Source organism: Yersinia sp. 2542 StPb PI (genome assembly GCF_048593855.1).
Taxonomy (GTDB): Bacteria; Pseudomonadota; Gammaproteobacteria; order Enterobacterales; family Enterobacteriaceae; genus Yersinia; species Yersinia enterocolitica_E.
Window position 1 is genome coordinate 1 of the sequence record NZ_JAZGQA010000038.1, and the last position, 17,247, is coordinate 17,247.

A 17,247-nucleotide genomic window follows, 5' to 3' on the forward strand; every position below is an offset into this window, starting at 1 on the left:
GTTAAAAATAAGGGTTTTTTCAGCAAGTAAATGCGATTAAACTCACAATTGTTAACAATAGGTAACGTAGGTAATGTAATGCTTTGATTTAAATTGGATTTAAAATTCAAATTTTCACAAAAATAAACATCAATCCAGCTATAGCGAGCTATAAATGGAGGAACAATCGGGAATAGAGGGCAACAGGTGTGGCCGGCACTGATATAACAGGAAACTCCGTTGTATCGGCCAACAGATAAGAACATCACGATTTATCGATGCCGCTGAAAGGGAGGAGTATCGGAGCTGGGATGGGAGTCATGCTGTTGGTGGTGACCATCAGTTAGCATTCTGGCAGTGAAAAGGGGGGCGCTGTATTTAATTGAAAGGACCGGGATAGCACCAAAAGGCGATAATCACGCGGATCGGTCAGCGTGGACGACGGTTAAGGGGGATAGGTGTGAAAATGTTGAATTGCAAAGGTGGTGTGCTTCACCCATTAGTGATTGTTTGGGCACCGCTCACCTGAGCGGTGAAAATCAATCTTCATCAAAGCCGGAATTAAATAACTCAATCACTGCCGCCAGCGCCTGAATTTCATCAGGGCCGGTCGCTTCAACCTCAATCTGACGGCCCTTGGCTGAATCCAGCATCAGCAGTGCAATAACACTGCTGGCCTCAGCTTCGGTACCGCTGTCGTTGCGTAACATTACTTCAGCATCAAAACTCTGAACCAGCTCGAACAATTTCATTGCGGGTCTGGCGTGCATCCCCAACTTGTTTTTGATCTCAACGGTCTGCTTGATTGTCATTATTTACGCTTTTCCAGAGTACGATGGCGTGATTGGACATTTTTGCCGCGAGCGCGGAAATAATCGGCCAACTGTTCAGCGACATAAACCGAGCGGTGTTTACCACCAGTACAACCAATGGCAACCGTCAAATAACTGCGGTTATTGGTTTCCAGCATCGGCAGCCACTGTTCCAGATAGCTGCGGGTCTGATACACAAAGTTATGTACTTCGGTATGGCGATCCAGGAAAGAGATTACTGGCTTATCCAAACCTGTCATTGGGCGTAATTTAGGGTCCCAGTGCGGGTTTGGCAAGAAACGCACATCGAAAACATAATCGGCATCGATGGGGATACCGTGTTTAAAGCCAAAGGACTCAAACACCATCGTCAATTCGCGTTCACGTTTACCCAACAGGCGGGTACGCAGCATCTCAGCCAATTCATGCACTGACATTTCAGAGGTATCAATGATCAGATCAGCCCGTGAGCGCAGAGGCTCCAACAGGTCACTTTCTTCATCAATAGCACTTTCTAATGACAGGTTTTTGGTCGATAACGGATGCAAGCGACGGGTATCGCTATAGCGACGAATCAAAGTATTGCGATCGGCATCCAAAAACAGCAACTGTGGTGAAAAGCTGTCCGGCAGTTGAGTCATGGCATGTTCAAATACCTCAGGTGATTCAGGCATATTACGTACGTCTATGCTCACTGCGGCAGAGATATTCCTATCGGCAAGTGTACTCGCCAATTGCGGCAGCAGAACCACAGGCAAGTTATCGACACAATAAAAGCCCATATCTTCCAATGCGCGCAAAGCAACAGACTTCCCTGAACCGGAACGGCCGCTGACAATCATCAGCACCATGTGAGTAACTCCCCTTGGTATTTATCCCCGTTATCTTTCAAGTTGTAGGCGTGTTGAGTGCTTGCCCACATTTTGAAATTTATTGGGTATACATTAGAACCCTATATTCCGGCTACAAGATCCGGGCATAACGGATAAAATAGTTTCCACTTTCCCAATTACGCCGTTTCCGGTGGTAATTCAGTAATGATTTGATAAAGCTCATCATCACTTTGTGCTGCACGCAGACGCCGACACACTGTTTTATCAGCTAATCGCTTGGCCACTAAAGACAAAGTGTGTAAGTGAGTTTTACATTGATCTGCCGGAACCAACAAGGCAAATAACAGATCAACCGGTTGGTTATCAATAGCATCGAAGGCAATAGGTTGTTCCAGACGGATAAATACACCCACTGCACGCAGTGTGTCTTCTTCCAACTTGCCATGAGGTATCGCGATACCACTACCAATACCGGTGCTGCCCATACGTTCGCGGGTTAAGACAGCATCGAAAACTACCTGTGAAGGTAGGTTAAGTTGCTTGGCAGCCAACTCGCTGATAATTTCCAAAGCCCGTTTTTTACTTGAGCAATGTACGGAGCTTTTGGTGCACTCGATATTTAATACCGAGCTTAATTGCAATGCTGGATCGTTGATCATCTCATCTTTCACTTAAGCGCTGTTTTAAACCGTTTCCAGCGGGGATTCACTCCCGACGCGGGAAACGGTTATGTAGCGAGTGTAGAACCTTTATGGGTGAATATACCCTTTGTACTTGAAACTACAGGGTTGTTCGCTACGTTGACTTACCCGAATCACTGACTTTAGTCAGCTCATCGAGATCAATAAGCCTGCTTGCAGAAATACGATTAAAATCGGCTTCTGGCCGATTTGTCATTCGTTTGCTGCCTACCTGCAACGCCATGTTCTTTGGGTATAACAGTCGCAAGGATTCTTAGTGTTGTTTCAATTTGTCTTTATGTTTGTTCAACTGGCGGGCCAGTTTATCAACCAAAATATCAATTGCGGCGTACATATCCTCCTGCTCTGAGCTTGCGTGCAACTCGCCTCCATTCACATGTACCGTTGCTTCTGCAATTTGTTTTACTTTCTCAACACTTAAAACCACATATACCTGGTTAATGCGATCAAAATATTGCTCAAGTTTGGCAAATTTAGTGGTAACAAACTCGCGTAATGCTTCGGTTATTTCGACATGATGTCCGGTAATATTGAGCTGCATAGTGTCTTCCTTCTCAGTTCAGGTCAAACCAACTGTTTACGCTGATTTGACGGCGGGATGGATAACGACTCTCGGTACTTCGCGACGGTACGCCGTGCCACCATGATGCCTTGTTCACATAATAATGTGGTCAGCTTACTGTCACTAAGAGGTTTAGCAGGATTTTCTGCGGCAACCAATTTTTTCACCAGTGCACGGATTGCAGTGGAAGAAGCTTCACCTCCGCTATCGGTATTGACGTGGCTGGAGAAGAAATATTTTAGCTCGAAAATACCCCGTGGACTGTGCAGGAACTTCTGCGTGGTCACGCGAGAGATTGTCGACTCATGCATATCCACAGCCTGGGCGATATCGGCCAGTACCATGGGTTTCATAAATTCAGGCCCATTCTCAAAAAACGCTACTTGCTGCTCTACAATACAACGCGCCACCTTCAGCAGTGTTTCATTGCGGCTTTCAAGGCTTTTTATCAACCATTTTGCTTCTTGCAAATTGCTACGGATAAACTGCCCGTCACTGTCATTGCGGGTACTGCTACCCATCGCCGCATACTGCTGGTTGATTTTTAGGCGTGGAATGCTATCGGCATTCAGCTCGACCGTCCATTGATCTTTGTCTTTACGCACCAAAACATCGGGAATGACGTACTCGGACTCCCCGGTATTGATGGATTGACCCGGACGCGGATCCAGAGACTGAATCAGGCCGATCGCTTCTTTAAGTGTATCTTCTTTTAGCCGACTCAAGCGGATCATCGTACGGAAATCATGGTTACCCAGCAAATCCAGATAATCGCTAACCACCAGACGTGCTTCGGCAAGATAGGGGGTATCTTTGTCATATTGTGACAACTGTACCAACAGACATTCACGCAGGTTACGTGCCGCGACACCAATAGGATCAAAGTGTTGTATCCGCTTAAGCACCGCTTCTACTTCATCCAGTGCGACGTTCTCGTCCCCCATGCTTTCCAGAATATCTTCCAGTGGCACCGTAAGGTAACCGGTTTCATCGACCGCATCCACGATAGAGGTCGCAATGGCAACATCAGTATCAGAGAATGGGGTTAAATCCACTTGCCACATCAGGTAGTCTTGCAGCGTTTGGGTCGTTTCCCCTTGATAAACCGGCAACTCATCATCGCTATAATCATTGCCCATTCCTGATGGCGTGCCTGCGGTGTAGATCTCATCCCAGGTGGCATCAAGTGGCAACTCTTCGGGCATATCTTTTTGTTCCAGCGCCTCGCGGGTATCAAGCGATTCACTGTCTACGGTCTCTTTTGCATCTATCTCTTCATGAAGATCAGTTTGCTCAAGCAGGGGGTTACTCTCCAGCGCTAACTGAATCTCCTGCTGGAGTTCAAGTGTAGAAAGCTGCAACAAGCGAATAGCCTGTTGAAGCTGCGGAGTCATAGCCAGTTGTTGGCTGAACTTGAGTTGCAAACCTTGCTTCATAATGCGGTATCAATTTTCCTTTATGGATGACGGAATATCCGTCATCTTTCAAATTGCAGGGGTATTGGCTGCCGGTTACTTGGCCGCACCTGCGGGCTAGCATAAATGCTGTTTAAATCGATTTATGACCGATTTTATTGTTTGCCGCCTTCCTACACCTTGAAATCTATTGGGTATGGGAAAAAGGTCAGAGACGGAATTCTTCACCGAGGTAAACACGCTTAACTTGTTCGTCAGCCAGGATTTCCTGTGGCGTACCGTGAGCGATTAAATGACCCTGGCTTACGATATAAGCCCGCTCACAGACGTCTAACGTTTCACGCACGTTATGGTCGGTAATAAGAACGCCAAGACCACTGTCGCGTAGATGTTCAATAATTTTTTTAATATCGATAACGGAAATCGGATCAACCCCGGCAAAAGGCTCATCCAGCAGAATAAACTTAGGATTTGCCGCCAGTGCACGGGCTATTTCAACACGGCGGCGTTCACCACCGGAAAGCGATTGCCCCAAGTTGTCACGTAAATGAGTGATATGGAACTCTTCCATTAATTCATCAGCCCGTTCCTCACGCTGCTCAGCCGAGAGGTCTTTACGGATCTCCAGCACCGCCATTAAGTTGTTAAATACACTCAGGCGGCGGAAAATAGAGGCTTCTTGCGGTAAATAACCAATACCGCGACGGGCGCGTTCATGGAGAGGCAAGAGGCTGATATCTTCATCATCAATCACAATACGCCCGGCGTCACGCTGGACAATGCCGACGACCATATAAAAAGTGGTGGTTTTCCCTGCGCCGTTCGGCCCAAGCAGGCCCACTATCTCACCGGATTTCACATTGAGGCTTACGTCTTCGACCACTTTACGGCCTTTGTACGCCTTAGCCAGCTTTTCTGCGATTAATGTTGCCATAAATGATTACTTACTCTTCTTTTGGCCTGAAGCTGCTGGCCCTTTGTCTTGTAATTGGGACGGTAATAACACGGTGGTGACGCGGTTGCCTTTATCACTGAAGGCTTCCATCTGCTGTTTTTTCACCAGATAAGTGATGCGATCACCTTTGATATTACTATCAAGTTGCTCCAGATAAGCATTGCCAGTCAACACCACAAAATCATTTGCGACTTCATAACGCAGTTTCTGCCCATGGCCTTTTACGGGTTTGCCACTGTCTTGCATCTGGTAGAAAGTTACTGGATTACCATAACCTTCAATGACCATTTTGCTTTGATCTCCGCCTGGGCGCGTAACCACGACTTTATCAGCTTTAATCTCAATGGTACCTTGCTTGATAACCACATTGTCGGTAAATGTGACAGTATTGGCCTCCATATCTAACGCTTGTTTAACGGAGTCAACCGTGACGGGCTGATCAGTATCACCCGTTAACGCCAGAGCGGGCAGGCTTGCGGCCAAAAGTGAACTGGCAAGCAAAAAATGACGAAGTTTATTTTTGGATTTCATAAGAGGTTTTAACCTTTTCAATCAGCTCAGCGGTTTTGTCCCGCAAGTTCCCACGCATTTTCATGCCGTTAGATGTGAATCCAACACCAAAGAGGGTAACTTCATCGTCTGAGGATACATCCTGAGTGATCAAATTAACCTGGGCGTTATCGGTTTTAATTTTTTGTAACTGTGCGTCTGGTGTCAGGCTATCAACTTCAACATGACCATACAAATACAGCATTTTATCATTGGTCAGTTTGGCGCGGTCGGCGCGCACTGTCCAAGTGGCGACTGCATTCTCCGCAAACAGAGTCATGACCGGCTTGGTAAACCAGGTTAACTCTTGAGTGCTGAAGTTTTGTACGTCTTCCGCCACCAATTTATAATTCAATTGCCCGACCGGATTGAATACCACGGTCACAGTATGCTGGCTCTGCGAAGAGGGCTCATTATCAGTGGCCACGGTTTGCGTGTCCTGCTGATTAAAGCCGGATATATTCCAGCCAATCAATGCCAAAGCAATCAGTGCCAAGGATAATGTTATCCATAGTCTTGTTTTACTCATATCGACAATCCTTTGGCACCTTCAAGTTTATCTTGAGCTAATAATATCAAATCACATATCTCGCGTACTGCACCGCGCCCGCCATGGATTCGCGTCACATAATGTGCCTTGGGAAGAAGTAACGGATGGGCATCCGCGACTGCAACAGATAACCCAACTTGTGCCATGACCGGCCAATCAATCAGGTCATCCCCAATATAAGCAACCTGCTCAGGCTGGCATGCTAATGCTACCAACAATTCGTTATAGGCCACCAGCTTATCAGATTGCCCTTGATAAAGGTGGGTAATGCCTAAGGTGTTGGCGCGGTCTTCCAGTAATTTTGCGCGACGGCCAGTAATAATGGCTACTTCAATACCTGAGGTTATCAGGCAGCGGATACCATAGCCATCACGCACGTTGAAAGCTTTCAGCTCTTCGCCCTGATTACCCATATAAATCAGGCCGTCGGACATCACACCATCGACATCACAAATCAGTAGGCGAATTTTCGCCGCACGTGACATCACAGTGTCGGCTACTGGTCCATAGCATGTGTCCTGATATACGGTGTCGCTCATTTTACCCTTCTTACTTGACGTTGCAGCGTTGTTAGCTGTTTTATTCACCAGACAGTCCACGGTTAGACCACGCCGGCTCTCAGCATGTCATGCATATGCACCACACCCAGCAACTGATCGCCATCTGCGACCAGTACGGCGGTAATATGGCGCAACTCCATCAGGTTGAGTGCATCCACAGCCAACATGGTTGGAGGGACTCGAATACCGCCACTGGTCATCACATCCGCAATTTTCGCGTTATTCAGATCGACACCCAAATCAAATATCCGGCGCAAGTCACCGTCGGTAAAGATACCTTTAATCATCATCAAATCGTCACAGATGACAGTTAAACCCAGATTCTTCCGAGTAATCTCCAGTAACGCATCGCGTAATGACGCATCGGGACTGATGTGCGGGAGCTCTGCACCAGTGTGCATGATATCGCTGATTCGCAACAGTAACTTGCGCCCCAGTGCTCCGCCTGGATGGGAGAGAGCAAAATCTTCTTGCGTGAAGCCTCGAGCCTGTAACAATGCAACTGCAAGCGCGTCCCCCATCACCAAGGTGGCCGTGGTACTGGTGGTCGGCGCCAACCCTAATGGGCAGGCCTCTTGTGGGACCTTGATGCACAAATGAATATCGGCCGCTTTACCCATGCTACTTTCAGGATTATTGCTCATGCAGATTAGCGGAATTTTTTGGCGCTTTAGAACCGGGATGAGAGCGAGGATCTCGTTGGATTCCCCTGAATTAGAGATGGCGAGCACAATATCTTGTGGCGTGACCATGCCGAGATCGCCATGACTGGCTTCACCGGGGTGGACGAAAAAGGCAGGTGTTCCCGTGCTGGCGAAGGTGGCGGCAATTTTGCAACCAATATGGCCAGATTTGCCCATCCCCATAACCACAACTTTGCCATGACAGTTAAATATTGCATCGCAGGCTTTGGCAAAATCGTCATTAATATATTGATCGAGTTGTGCCAGTCCTTCGCGCTCAATCTGTAGCACCTGTTTACCCGCCTGTTGAAAATCCACTCTAGGCAATGAGTTAATACCCGACGGTGAATCAGTTGCTGGCTGTAAATCATAAGAAGACATACTTGGTTCCCATTGAATGAACATGGTTATGCCACATTAAAGGGTGCAAAAAACAGCACCGCTAGATAAGCGATAAACCCACATAATAACAGAGCACCTGCCATATGACTGATGCGATGTTTACGCCCCAAGCAAAGAAGGGTAAATATCACACTGACACCGAGCATCACCCAATAGTCGCGCTGGAAAGCTTCTGGATTAATGTCGCCAGGGGAGAGCAGAGCAGGTACACCTAACACAATCACAATATTAAAAATGTTCGAACCAATGATATTGCCGACCGCCATATCATCTTCCCCTTTCAACGCGCCAGCGATAAAAGTAGCCAGTTCAGGTAAACTGGTGCCGATGGCAATAACAGTCAGCCCTATAACCAGTTCACTGACACCTGCGACCCGGGCAATGACCGTGGCATTATCGATAATCATTTTGGCCGAGAGCGGCAAGATAATGAAAGCTAACACTAACCACAAAAGAGCGACGGTATTGCTACTGTCTTGAGGCAATTCAGCCAACTGTTCGCGAGTCAGGATGTCATTGCCTTCCGCATGGGCCAGACGGGCAATTTTCAGCATCAGAATAATAAACGCCGCCGCTGCTACCAGCAAAATAATACCATCTCCACGGCTGAGATGGTTATCAGCCAGCAGGAAGCCACATAGCACCGTCACTACCAGCATCAACGGTAATTCACGGCGTAAAATCTCTGATCGTACTGTTAATGGGCGTATAAGGGCGGCACCACCGACAATCAGCAGTAAATTGGTAATATTAGAGCCAAGCACATTCCCAACCGCCATATCGGTCTGATTATTCAGTGCTGCAGTCACCGAAACCATCAACTCAGGTAGCGATGTGCCGATACCGACGATGGTCATCCCAATAATAAGGGGGGGGATGCCGAAAGAACGGGATAACACAGCGGCGCCATAAACTAATCGATCAGCGCCATACACTAATAAGACCAAGCCGATGATTAATAGTGTTATCGCAAGAAACATGCAAAGTCCTTTATTAGGTATACCCGGCGTCCTTGAAGTTACAGGAGTGTTAGCTACGTTCTTTACTCGGCCCATCCATGGGCCTCACCTCGTTGAGGCCGCTGCAAGCAGCGTTCAAATCAGCTCCCGGCAGATTTGTCACCCGAATTACTTACTTAATGTAAGCTCATCGGGCTTCGCTCGCTTGCTGCCTACCTGCAACTCCAATTACTTTGGGTATATAATCCCGATCCGTTGGTAGAAGCTGACTGTTGGTAACCCATTTTCGGTTGAAAACAGCTAGCCCATGGGTAAAAACCACTAACAGCGTTTTACGCTCTTTTTTGAGTTAACCCTAATTTTGACTGTGAGTGCCAGAAAAGTAAAACTTATGGCAACTTTGGCTACGAAAAAGTGACAATAAGTTGCCAAAATACTTCCCATTGTGCTCGTTGCCGCCATTTGATGTAGCATTGGCGCTCGGATGAGTAATTAAAGGCCTAAAGGGACGAATGATAATGAAGCAATTGTCGTCGAATTTGATAGAGATCCGCGGGATGAGTTTTACCCGTGGTGAGCGTCCGATATTCGCCGATATCAACATGACGGTCCCCCGCGGCAAAGTGACTGCGATTATGGGGCCATCAGGAATTGGTAAAACCACATTGTTGCGCCTGATCGGTGGGCAACTTGTACCGGATGCAGGTGAAATCTGGTTTGATGGTGATAATATTCCGGCGCTTTCACGTCAGCGTTTGTATGATGTGCGTAAGAAAATGAGCATGCTGTTTCAATCTGGTGCGTTATTCACTGATTTGACCGTGTTTGAGAATGTGGCTTTCCCATTACGCGAACATAGCCGTTTGCCGGAGGAATTGCTGCACAGTACGGTGATGATGAAGTTGGAAGCCGTGGGGCTGCGTGGGGCGGCTAATCTGATGCCTGCCGAACTATCCGGCGGTATGGCGCGGCGTGCTGCACTGGCAAGGGCCATTGCCCTTGATCCTGAATTAATTATGTTTGATGAGCCATTTGTGGGTCAGGACCCTATAACTATGGGGGTGCTGGTAAAACTGATTGATGAGCTGAATCATGCATTAGGCGTGACTTGCGTGGTGGTCTCCCACGATGTGCCTGAAGTCCTTAGTATTGCTGATTATGCCTATATTGTTGCCGGAAGGCATGTTATTGCCGAAGGAACACCGGAACAGTTGCAAGCCAATAGCGATATGCAGGTGCGCCAGTTCCTTGATGGTATTGCCGACGGGCCGGTGCCTTTCCGTTTCCCAGCCGGTGATTATAAAACTGAGCTGTTATACCCAAAGTAATTGGATTTGCAGGTAGGCAGTAAGCGAGCGAAGCCCGATGAACTTACTCGGTTAAGTGGTTCGGGAGTTATCGTAGCTAACCCCCTGTAGCTTCAAATACGAAGGAGATAGGCTGATGGAGTATTCATGTTAGTACAGGCGTTAGCGTCTTTAGGGCGCCGGGGCATTAATGTCAGCGCATCCTTTGGTCGCGCGGGTTTAATGTTATTCAATGCCCTTGTCGGGCGGCCTGAACCGCGAAAACAATGGCCATTATTGGTTAAACAGCTCTATAGCGTCGGTGTGCAATCGCTACTGATTATCGTGGTTTCCGGTCTGTTTATCGGTATGGTTCTGGGGTTACAGGGCTTTTTGATCCTCACCACATACAGTGCTGAAGCCAGTCTTGGGATGATGGTGTCTTTATCACTGCTACGTGAGTTGGGGCCGGTGGTAACCGCACTGTTGTTCGCCGGTCGCGCTGGTTCTGCTCTAACCGCGGAGATTGGCTTGATGAAAGCCACTGAACAGATTTCCAGTTTAGAAATGATGGCAATCGACCCGCTGCGCCGAGTGGTGGCTCCCCGGTTCTGGGCAGGTCTTATCAGTATGCCATTATTAACCGCTATTTTTGTTGCCGTCGGTATCTGGGGTGGCTCTGTGGTGGGGGTTGACTGGAAAGGGATCGATGGCGGTTTCTTCTGGTCGGCGATGCAAAATGCTGTGGAGTGGCGTACCGATTTACTGAATTGCCTAATTAAGAGTCTGGTATTTGCTATTACTGTGACCTGGATTGCGCTGTTCAATGGTTATGATGCGATCCCAACATCTGAAGGGATTAGCCGGGCAACGACCCGTACCGTAGTGCATTCATCGCTGGCGGTATTGGGATTGGATTTTGTGCTGACAGCACTGATGTTTGGGAATTGAGTCGATGCAAACGAAGAAAAGTGAAGTCTGGGTAGGTTTGTTTATACTGATTGCTATTCTGGCGGTCGTATTTCTCTGCCTGAAGGTTGCGGATATCAAATCAGTAGGCAACCAGCCGACTTATCGAATTTATGCAACGTTTGACAATGTGGGTGGCCTGAAAACCAATTCGCCGGTCAAAATTGGCGGTGTTGTGGTGGGGCGGGTGGCTGACATCACGCTGGATACCAAAAACTACAGCCCACGTGTGGCGATAGATATTCAGCAACGTTATAACCATATCCCGGATACCAGCTCTTTGGCGGTACGCACTTCTGGCTTATTGGGTGAACAGTTCCTGGCACTAAATGTCGGTTTTGAAGACCCGGATATGGGCACCACTATTTTGAAAGATGGCGGTATAATTCAAGACACCAAATCTGCACTGGTGTTGGAAGATCTTATCGGCCAGTTCTTGTACAAGAGTGGCGGGGATGGTAATTCTGATGCGCCAGCAAGTGAGCCAGCAGCCCCAACGGCAGCGGCGCCCACACCGACAGATAACGGCAGCTTACCTGCAACTCAACATCCTTAAGAGGGTCTCTGAATGTTTAAACGTTTACTTATGGTTGCGTTGCTGGTGGTAGCACCACTGGCGAATGCTGTCGATCAAACTAATCCATACCGAATGATGGATGAAGCCGCGCAAAGAACATTCACGCGCTTAAAAACCGAACAACCTAAGATCAAACAGAACCCAGACTATTTGCGCACTATCGTACGTGAAGAACTGTTGCCATTTGTCCAGATCAAATACGCCGGTGCGTTAGTCTTGGGTAGCTATTATAAAGCGGCGACCCCTGCGCAGCGCGAAGCGTACTTCAATGCGTTCAGTCAATATCTGGAACAGGCTTACGGTCAGGCATTGGCGCTGTACCACGGCCAAACTTACGATGTTGCACCAGACCAACCACTGGGTGATGCCAATATTGTTGCTATTCGCGTGACTATTCTTGATCCAAATGGCCGACCACCTGTGCGTTTAGATTTTCAATGGCGTAAAAATAGCCAAACCGGTAACTGGCAGGCGTATGACATGATAGCCGAAGGGGTTAGCATGATTAGCACTAAGCAAAATGAGTGGGCTTCTATCCTGCGTCAGCAAGGGGTTGATGGCCTGACTAAGCAGTTGTTGATCGCCGCGAAACAGCCAATTACGTTAGATAAGCAATAATTATGGTAGATAAATTGAGCTGGCAGTCACAGCAAGAAACGCTGGTGCTGCGAGGTGAATTAGATCGTGAAACACTGCTACCACTTTGGCAGCAGCGTGAGGCGTTATTGGCGGGTAAGACTCATATTGATGTCAGCCAATTACAGCGTGTCGACTCATCCGGTCTGGCATTGCTGGTGCACTTTCGCGAACTGCATTCTCTTCATGAACCGGCAGGCAAACAAAGTGTCTCATTAACGATTACTGGTGTCAGTGATCGGTTGTCTACTCTGATTGAGCTGTACAACCTCCAGCACATCATTCCGGTAGAAATGGCTCGTTAGTTAAGTTCGCGGCTTTCTGTGTCGTCTATACCAAAAGCTATACCCAGGTAAGAAGGGTATAAAAGCCAAAGATATTCAAAGGCCCCTGTGCGTAACAACGAAACAGGGGCTTTTCTTTAGTTTCGGAGCTCGCCGTATTCCACTAATATGTTTGGCTGGCTATGCTTCACTTAAAAATAACGATCCTCTTAAAATAGAATGAATCTTATGGATACTAACGAAATTAAAGACGTGCTGATGCAAGCATTAGCATTACAAGAAGCGCATGTTACCGGTGATGGCAGCCACTTTCAGGTGATTGCTGTCGGTGAGTTATTTGCCGATATGAGCCGGGTGAAAAAACAGCAGGCTGTGTATGCGCCTTTGATGGAATATATCGCTGATAACCGTATTCATGCCTTATCAATTAAGGCCTATACGCCGCAAGAGTGGCAACGGGATCGCAAACTAAACGGCTTTTAATGCTGTTGGCCCGAGAGCTGTTTAACGAAGCGTCGACAGTTCTAAGGCGGGCAGTAAATTCGAATTGACAACAGAGAGTGGTCACAATGGATAAATTTCGTGTGCAGGGGCGGACTCGCCTAAGCGGTGAAGTCACTATTTCAGGAGCGAAAAACGCCGCATTGCCAATAATGTTTGCTGCGTTGCTGGCTGAAGAACCAGTAGAGTTGCAAAATGTCCCAAAGCTAAAAGACATTGATACCACCATTAAGCTGCTCAGCCAATTAGGCACAAAAATTGAGCGTAATGACTCTGGTTCAGTTTTTGTTGATGCCAGCGGCGTGGATGAGTTTTGCGCTCCTTATGATTTAGTCAAAACCATGCGTGCCTCTATTTGGGCATTGGGGCCACTGGTTGCCCGTTTTGGCAAAGGCCAGGTCTCTTTACCCGGCGGCTGCGCTATCGGTGCGCGTCCGGTTGATTTGCATATTTCCGGTTTGGAACAACTGGGTGCTGAAATCAAGCTGGAAGAGGGCTATGTTAAAGCATCCGTCGATGGCCGCCTGAAAGGCGCGCATATCGTCATGGATAAAGTCAGCGTTGGCGCGACTGTTACCATTATGAGTGCTGCCACATTAGCTGAAGGCACCACTGTGATTGAGAATGCGGCCCGTGAGCCGGAAATTGTCGATACGGCTAATTTCCTCAATACGCTGGGTGCGAAAATCAGTGGTGCAGGTACTGACAGAATTACCATCGAGGGCGTTGCTCGCTTGGGGGGTGGTGTTTATCGTGTGCTGCCTGATCGCATTGAAACCGGTACTTTCCTGGTTGCAGCGGCCATCTCTGGTGGTAAGGTTGTGTGCCGTCAAACTCGGCCTGATACGCTGGATGCGGTATTGGCTAAACTGCGTGAAGCGGGTGCTGATATTGAGATTGGCGACGACTGGATAAGCCTTGATATGCATGGGCAGCGTCCGAAAGCGGTTACGCTACGCACTGCGCCGCACCCTGGTTTCCCAACTGATATGCAAGCTCAATTCAGCTTATTGAATTTGGTGGCGGAAGGAACCGGTGTTATCACTGAGACCATTTTTGAGAACCGCTTCATGCATGTGCCTGAGCTTATTCGGATGGGCGCACATGCAGAAATCGAGAGCAATACCGTGATTTGTTATGGTGTTGAGCAACTATCAGGTGCCCAGGTGATGGCCACTGATTTGCGTGCTTCAGCCAGTTTGGTATTAGCGGGCTGTATTGCTGACGGGGTAACTATCGTTGATCGTATTTATCATATCGACCGTGGCTACGAGCGTATCGAAGATAAATTGCGTGCCTTGGGTGCCAAGATTGAGCGTATAAAAGGCGAATAAACCCGCTAAAACGCAAGAAAAACAGATGCCAGCCGATGATATCGCGCTGGCATTTTTTATGGCTAAACTCTTCGTCCATCACGATATAAGTGCAGTTGGCCGCTTTTTTACCCGAATTTCAAGATGACTATTACGGTTGTGGTGTTGTCTGATGACCTAGCACGGCATTTTGATCTAACTCGCTGATAGTGATTTGTGCCGTCATCTGTTGGCCGTTACGTAACAATAAGATAGGGATGGTGGTACCGGGGCGGATTTCTGCTACCTGATCCATCGTTTCGATAACGGATGTCGCAGGTTTATTATTAACACTAAGGATGATATCGCCAATTTGCAGACCTGCATCTACTGCGGGGCCATGAGCTGATATGTCATTGACCTTAATCCCATGCACCCGATCCGTACTATTGCCGCTGGCATTGAAGGGCGGATATTCCTCGCCGGTAACTCCGATATAGCCACGTATCACTCGACCGTCACGGATAAGCTTCTCCATCACTTTGGTCGCAAGTGCTGTTGGAATCGCAAAACCAATCCCTTCCGGTGTTTCGCCGTTACTGCTCTTATCAAAGGACAGAGTGTTAATTCCCATCAGTTCGCCCAAGGTATTCACCAGCGCCCCGCCAGAATTCCCCTGATTGATTGAAGCATCGGTCTGAAGGAAGTTTTGTCGCCCGGAATCACTTAAACCAATACGTCCAGTGGCGCTGATAATCCCTTGGGTGACGGTTTGGCCAAGGTTATAAGGGTTGCCAATTGCCAGCACGACATCACCGATATGGGGGGCACGATTAATATTGATTGGAATTACTGGTAGGTTCACCGCATCAATTTTTAGTACCGCTAAATCAGTTAAGCCATCGGAACCCACAAGTAATGCCTCGGATACTCGGCCATTTTGTAGTGCCACAATTATCTGTTCAGCATTATTGATAACGTGCTTGTTGGTAAGGATATATCCCTTATCACTCATGATTACGCCAGAACCCAATGTACGAATAGCCAGTCCATCTTGTGTCGAGCTTAGGCTACGGTTATAGACATTAACCACCGCAGGGGCAGCTCTGCGTACCGCCTGGTTATAACTGGCTGGAACCTCTTCATCTATGCTATTGCTCTTGCCGGAAAAGATATGGCCCGGACTACGGAGCATAGGTATTGCGACCAGCAAGACACCGGCAATAATTAGCCCCAAAATAATAGAACGCAATAGCTTAAGAAACATGAGGTTTAAGGCGTAAATGGATGGATGACAGGAGGATAGCATGAGTTTGGCGGACACAGCATTGTGCTGTGTCCGATTTTTCTGCAAATTAGCGTATTAACAGGTAAATATTCTCTTCACCGCGCACAATATTCAGTGCAATTACCGCCGGTTTCGCATCAAGGGCTTTGCGCAACTGAGTAATATCCTGAACCCGGACACGGTTTACAGCAATAATCACATCATCTTTCTGCAAACCAGATTGCGCTGCAGGTGAGCCTTTGGTCACGCTCTCAACTTTGATGCCCTTACTGCCCCCTTTTATTTCCCCATTGCTCAGGGATGCACCCTGCAATGATGGCGATAAGGTTTCTGCGCTAGTTGACGTTGGGCTGCTGTTTTCCAGGGTTACGGTGACTTCAAGCGGTTTCCCATCGCGCAGCATGCCAACTTTAATGGCTTTACCTGGCCCGGTGGTGCCCACTTTGGCCCGCAACTCAGCAAAGCTACTGATGGGTTTCCCATCAACAGAAACCAACACATCACCGGCTTTGATGCCTGCTTTAGATGCGGCTGATTTTGGTAGCACTTCACTGACAAAAGCGCCACGCTGAGCATCAATATTAAAGGCTTTGGCCATGTCAGCGGTCATTTCGCTGCCACGAATGCCCAACAACCCGCGCTTCACTTCGCCAAACTCAATCAATTGTTGGCTGAGGTTTTGCGCCATGTTACTTGGAATAGCAAAGCCGATACCGATGTTGCCGCCACCTGGGGCCAGAATTGCGGTGTTAATCCCAATCAATTCACCATTGAGGTTAACTAGCGCGCCGCCAGAGTTACCACGGTTGATGGAGGCGTCGGTCTGGATAAAGTTTTCCAACCCTTCCAAATTCAAGCCACTACGACCCAAGGCGGAAATAATCCCCGATGTTGCTGTTTGCCCCAGACCAAATGGATTACCGACAGCAACGGCAAAATCACCCACTCGCAGGTTATCGGAATCGGCCATTTTAATCGCGGTCAGATTTTTGGCATCGGTTAACTGCAATAACGCGATATCGGTTTGTTCATCACGTCCTAGCAGCTTCGCATCATATTCACGACCATCATTGAGCTGAACGCGAATTTTATCCGCATTATTGATAACGTGGTTGTTTGTCAGCACATAGCCTTTTTCGGCATTAATGATAACACCCGACCCTAACCCCTCGAATGGACGGCTGCTTTCTTTACCGGCGGGTGCATTCGGGCCAAAGAAGAATTTGAATTCTTCCGGCAAACGTTGCTGTTGTGCCTGTGTTCCTGACACATGAACACTGACTACCGCGGGCAAAACTTTTTCCAACATCGGTGCCAGACTAGGAACTGCCTGCCCGGCCACGGCTGCCGGCAGTGCTGCTGCGTTCACCATTGGAACAGACGCGAGACCCAGGGCGACACTCATTGCCAGCGCACTAAGAAATAATGACTTTTTCTTCATTGATTTAAACTCT

General features: G+C 48.0%; 20 protein-coding genes. 7 read left to right on the forward strand and 13 right to left on the reverse strand.

Annotation, left to right across the window (positions count from 1 at the left end; genetic code table 11):
* Positions 1 to 518: 518 nt before the first annotated feature.
* The 11 genes from npr to V1952_RS07170 form a co-directional block, all read right to left on the reverse strand.
* Positions 519 to 791 carry a PTS phosphocarrier protein NPr gene (gene npr, locus V1952_RS07120; protein WP_019212424.1) on the reverse strand — a complete coding sequence of 91 codons (273 nt, stop codon included), beginning with the start codon at positions 789 to 791 and terminating at the stop codon, positions 519 to 521.
* Positions 791 to 1,642 carry an RNase adapter RapZ gene (rapZ, locus tag V1952_RS07125; RefSeq protein WP_019212425.1) on the reverse strand — a complete coding sequence of 284 codons (852 nt, stop codon included), beginning with the start codon at positions 1,640 to 1,642 and terminating at the stop codon, positions 791 to 793. The genes npr and rapZ overlap by 1 nt, the downstream gene beginning before the upstream one ends.
* Positions 1,643 to 1,800: 158 nt before the next feature.
* Positions 1,801 to 2,283 carry a PTS IIA-like nitrogen regulatory protein PtsN gene (gene ptsN, locus V1952_RS07130; RefSeq protein ID WP_032906970.1) on the reverse strand — a complete coding sequence of 161 codons (483 nt, stop codon included), beginning with the start codon at positions 2,281 to 2,283 and terminating at the stop codon, positions 1,801 to 1,803.
* Between the two features lie 295 nt (positions 2,284 to 2,578).
* The gene (gene hpf, locus V1952_RS07135) at positions 2,579 to 2,866 is read right to left on the reverse strand and encodes a ribosome hibernation promoting factor (protein ID WP_004392031.1); all 288 of its coding nucleotides are present in this window, start codon (positions 2,864 to 2,866) and stop codon (positions 2,579 to 2,581) included.
* A 23-nt stretch (positions 2,867 to 2,889) separates the two neighbouring features.
* Entirely contained in the window at positions 2,890 to 4,323 is a 1,434-nt protein-coding gene (rpoN, locus tag V1952_RS07140; RefSeq protein ID WP_083162264.1) for an RNA polymerase factor sigma-54, read from the reverse strand.
* Positions 4,324 to 4,510: 187 nt separating this feature from the next.
* Entirely contained in the window at positions 4,511 to 5,236 is a 726-nt protein-coding gene (lptB, locus tag V1952_RS07145) for an LPS export ABC transporter ATP-binding protein (protein ID WP_372560432.1), read from the reverse strand.
* Between the two features lie 6 nt (positions 5,237 to 5,242).
* On the reverse strand, positions 5,243 to 5,788 hold the full coding sequence (gene lptA, locus V1952_RS07150) for a lipopolysaccharide ABC transporter substrate-binding protein LptA (RefSeq protein ID WP_050087620.1): 546 nt from the start codon (positions 5,786 to 5,788) through the stop codon (positions 5,243 to 5,245).
* Entirely contained in the window at positions 5,772 to 6,335 is a 564-nt protein-coding gene (gene lptC / locus V1952_RS07155; RefSeq protein WP_083162268.1) for an LPS export ABC transporter periplasmic protein LptC, read from the reverse strand. Before lptC ends, lptA begins: the two co-directional genes overlap by 17 nt.
* Complete coding sequence (kdsC, locus tag V1952_RS07160; protein WP_083162270.1) at positions 6,332 to 6,895, reverse strand: 3-deoxy-manno-octulosonate-8-phosphatase KdsC; 564 nt, start codon at positions 6,893 to 6,895, stop codon at positions 6,332 to 6,334. Before kdsC ends, lptC begins: the two co-directional genes overlap by 4 nt.
* 62 nt (positions 6,896 to 6,957) lie before the next feature.
* Positions 6,958 to 7,980, reverse strand: coding sequence for an arabinose-5-phosphate isomerase KdsD (gene kdsD / locus V1952_RS07165; RefSeq protein WP_227746579.1), 1,023 nt, complete (start codon positions 7,978 to 7,980; stop codon positions 6,958 to 6,960).
* 26 nt (positions 7,981 to 8,006) lie between these two features.
* On the reverse strand, positions 8,007 to 8,981 hold the full coding sequence (locus V1952_RS07170; protein ID WP_372560434.1) for a calcium/sodium antiporter: 975 nt from the start codon (positions 8,979 to 8,981) through the stop codon (positions 8,007 to 8,009).
* 497 nt (positions 8,982 to 9,478) lie between these two features.
* Between V1952_RS07170 and mlaF the strand changes: the two genes are divergently transcribed.
* From mlaF to murA, 7 genes are all read left to right on the forward strand, one after another.
* Positions 9,479 to 10,288 (forward strand): phospholipid ABC transporter ATP-binding protein MlaF, encoded by an 810-nt coding sequence (gene mlaF / locus V1952_RS07175; RefSeq protein ID WP_372560435.1) that lies wholly within the window; start codon positions 9,479 to 9,481, stop codon positions 10,286 to 10,288.
* 126 nt (positions 10,289 to 10,414) lie between these two features.
* Entirely contained in the window at positions 10,415 to 11,197 is a 783-nt protein-coding gene (mlaE, locus tag V1952_RS07180) for a lipid asymmetry maintenance ABC transporter permease subunit MlaE (protein ID WP_083162274.1), read from the forward strand.
* A gap of 4 nt (positions 11,198 to 11,201) precedes the next feature.
* On the forward strand, positions 11,202 to 11,771 hold the full coding sequence (mlaD, locus tag V1952_RS07185; RefSeq protein WP_372560436.1) for an outer membrane lipid asymmetry maintenance protein MlaD: 570 nt from the start codon (positions 11,202 to 11,204) through the stop codon (positions 11,769 to 11,771).
* 12 nt (positions 11,772 to 11,783) lie between these two features.
* Positions 11,784 to 12,410, forward strand: coding sequence for a phospholipid-binding protein MlaC (mlaC, locus tag V1952_RS07190; RefSeq protein WP_372560437.1), 627 nt, complete (start codon positions 11,784 to 11,786; stop codon positions 12,408 to 12,410).
* 2 nt (positions 12,411 to 12,412) lie between these two features.
* Complete coding sequence (gene mlaB / locus V1952_RS07195; RefSeq protein ID WP_083162280.1) at positions 12,413 to 12,733, forward strand: lipid asymmetry maintenance protein MlaB; 321 nt, start codon at positions 12,413 to 12,415, stop codon at positions 12,731 to 12,733.
* Positions 12,734 to 12,940: 207 nt separating this feature from the next.
* The gene (gene ibaG, locus V1952_RS07200; RefSeq protein WP_004710915.1) at positions 12,941 to 13,195 is read left to right on the forward strand and encodes a BolA family iron metabolism protein IbaG; all 255 of its coding nucleotides are present in this window, start codon (positions 12,941 to 12,943) and stop codon (positions 13,193 to 13,195) included.
* 86 nt (positions 13,196 to 13,281) lie between these two features.
* The gene (gene murA, locus V1952_RS07205; RefSeq protein WP_372560438.1) at positions 13,282 to 14,547 is read left to right on the forward strand and encodes a UDP-N-acetylglucosamine 1-carboxyvinyltransferase; all 1,266 of its coding nucleotides are present in this window, start codon (positions 13,282 to 13,284) and stop codon (positions 14,545 to 14,547) included.
* A 130-nt stretch (positions 14,548 to 14,677) separates the two neighbouring features.
* On the opposite strand, the gene degS is transcribed toward murA, so the two are convergent.
* Positions 14,678 to 15,772, reverse strand: a complete 1,095-nt coding sequence (gene degS / locus V1952_RS07210; protein ID WP_372560439.1) for an outer membrane-stress sensor serine endopeptidase DegS — start codon at positions 15,770 to 15,772, stop codon at positions 14,678 to 14,680.
* 88 nt (positions 15,773 to 15,860) lie between these two features.
* Positions 15,861 to 17,234 (reverse strand): serine endoprotease DegQ, encoded by a 1,374-nt coding sequence (gene degQ, locus V1952_RS07215; protein WP_372560440.1) that lies wholly within the window; start codon positions 17,232 to 17,234, stop codon positions 15,861 to 15,863.
* Positions 17,235 to 17,247 lie beyond the last annotated feature (13 nt).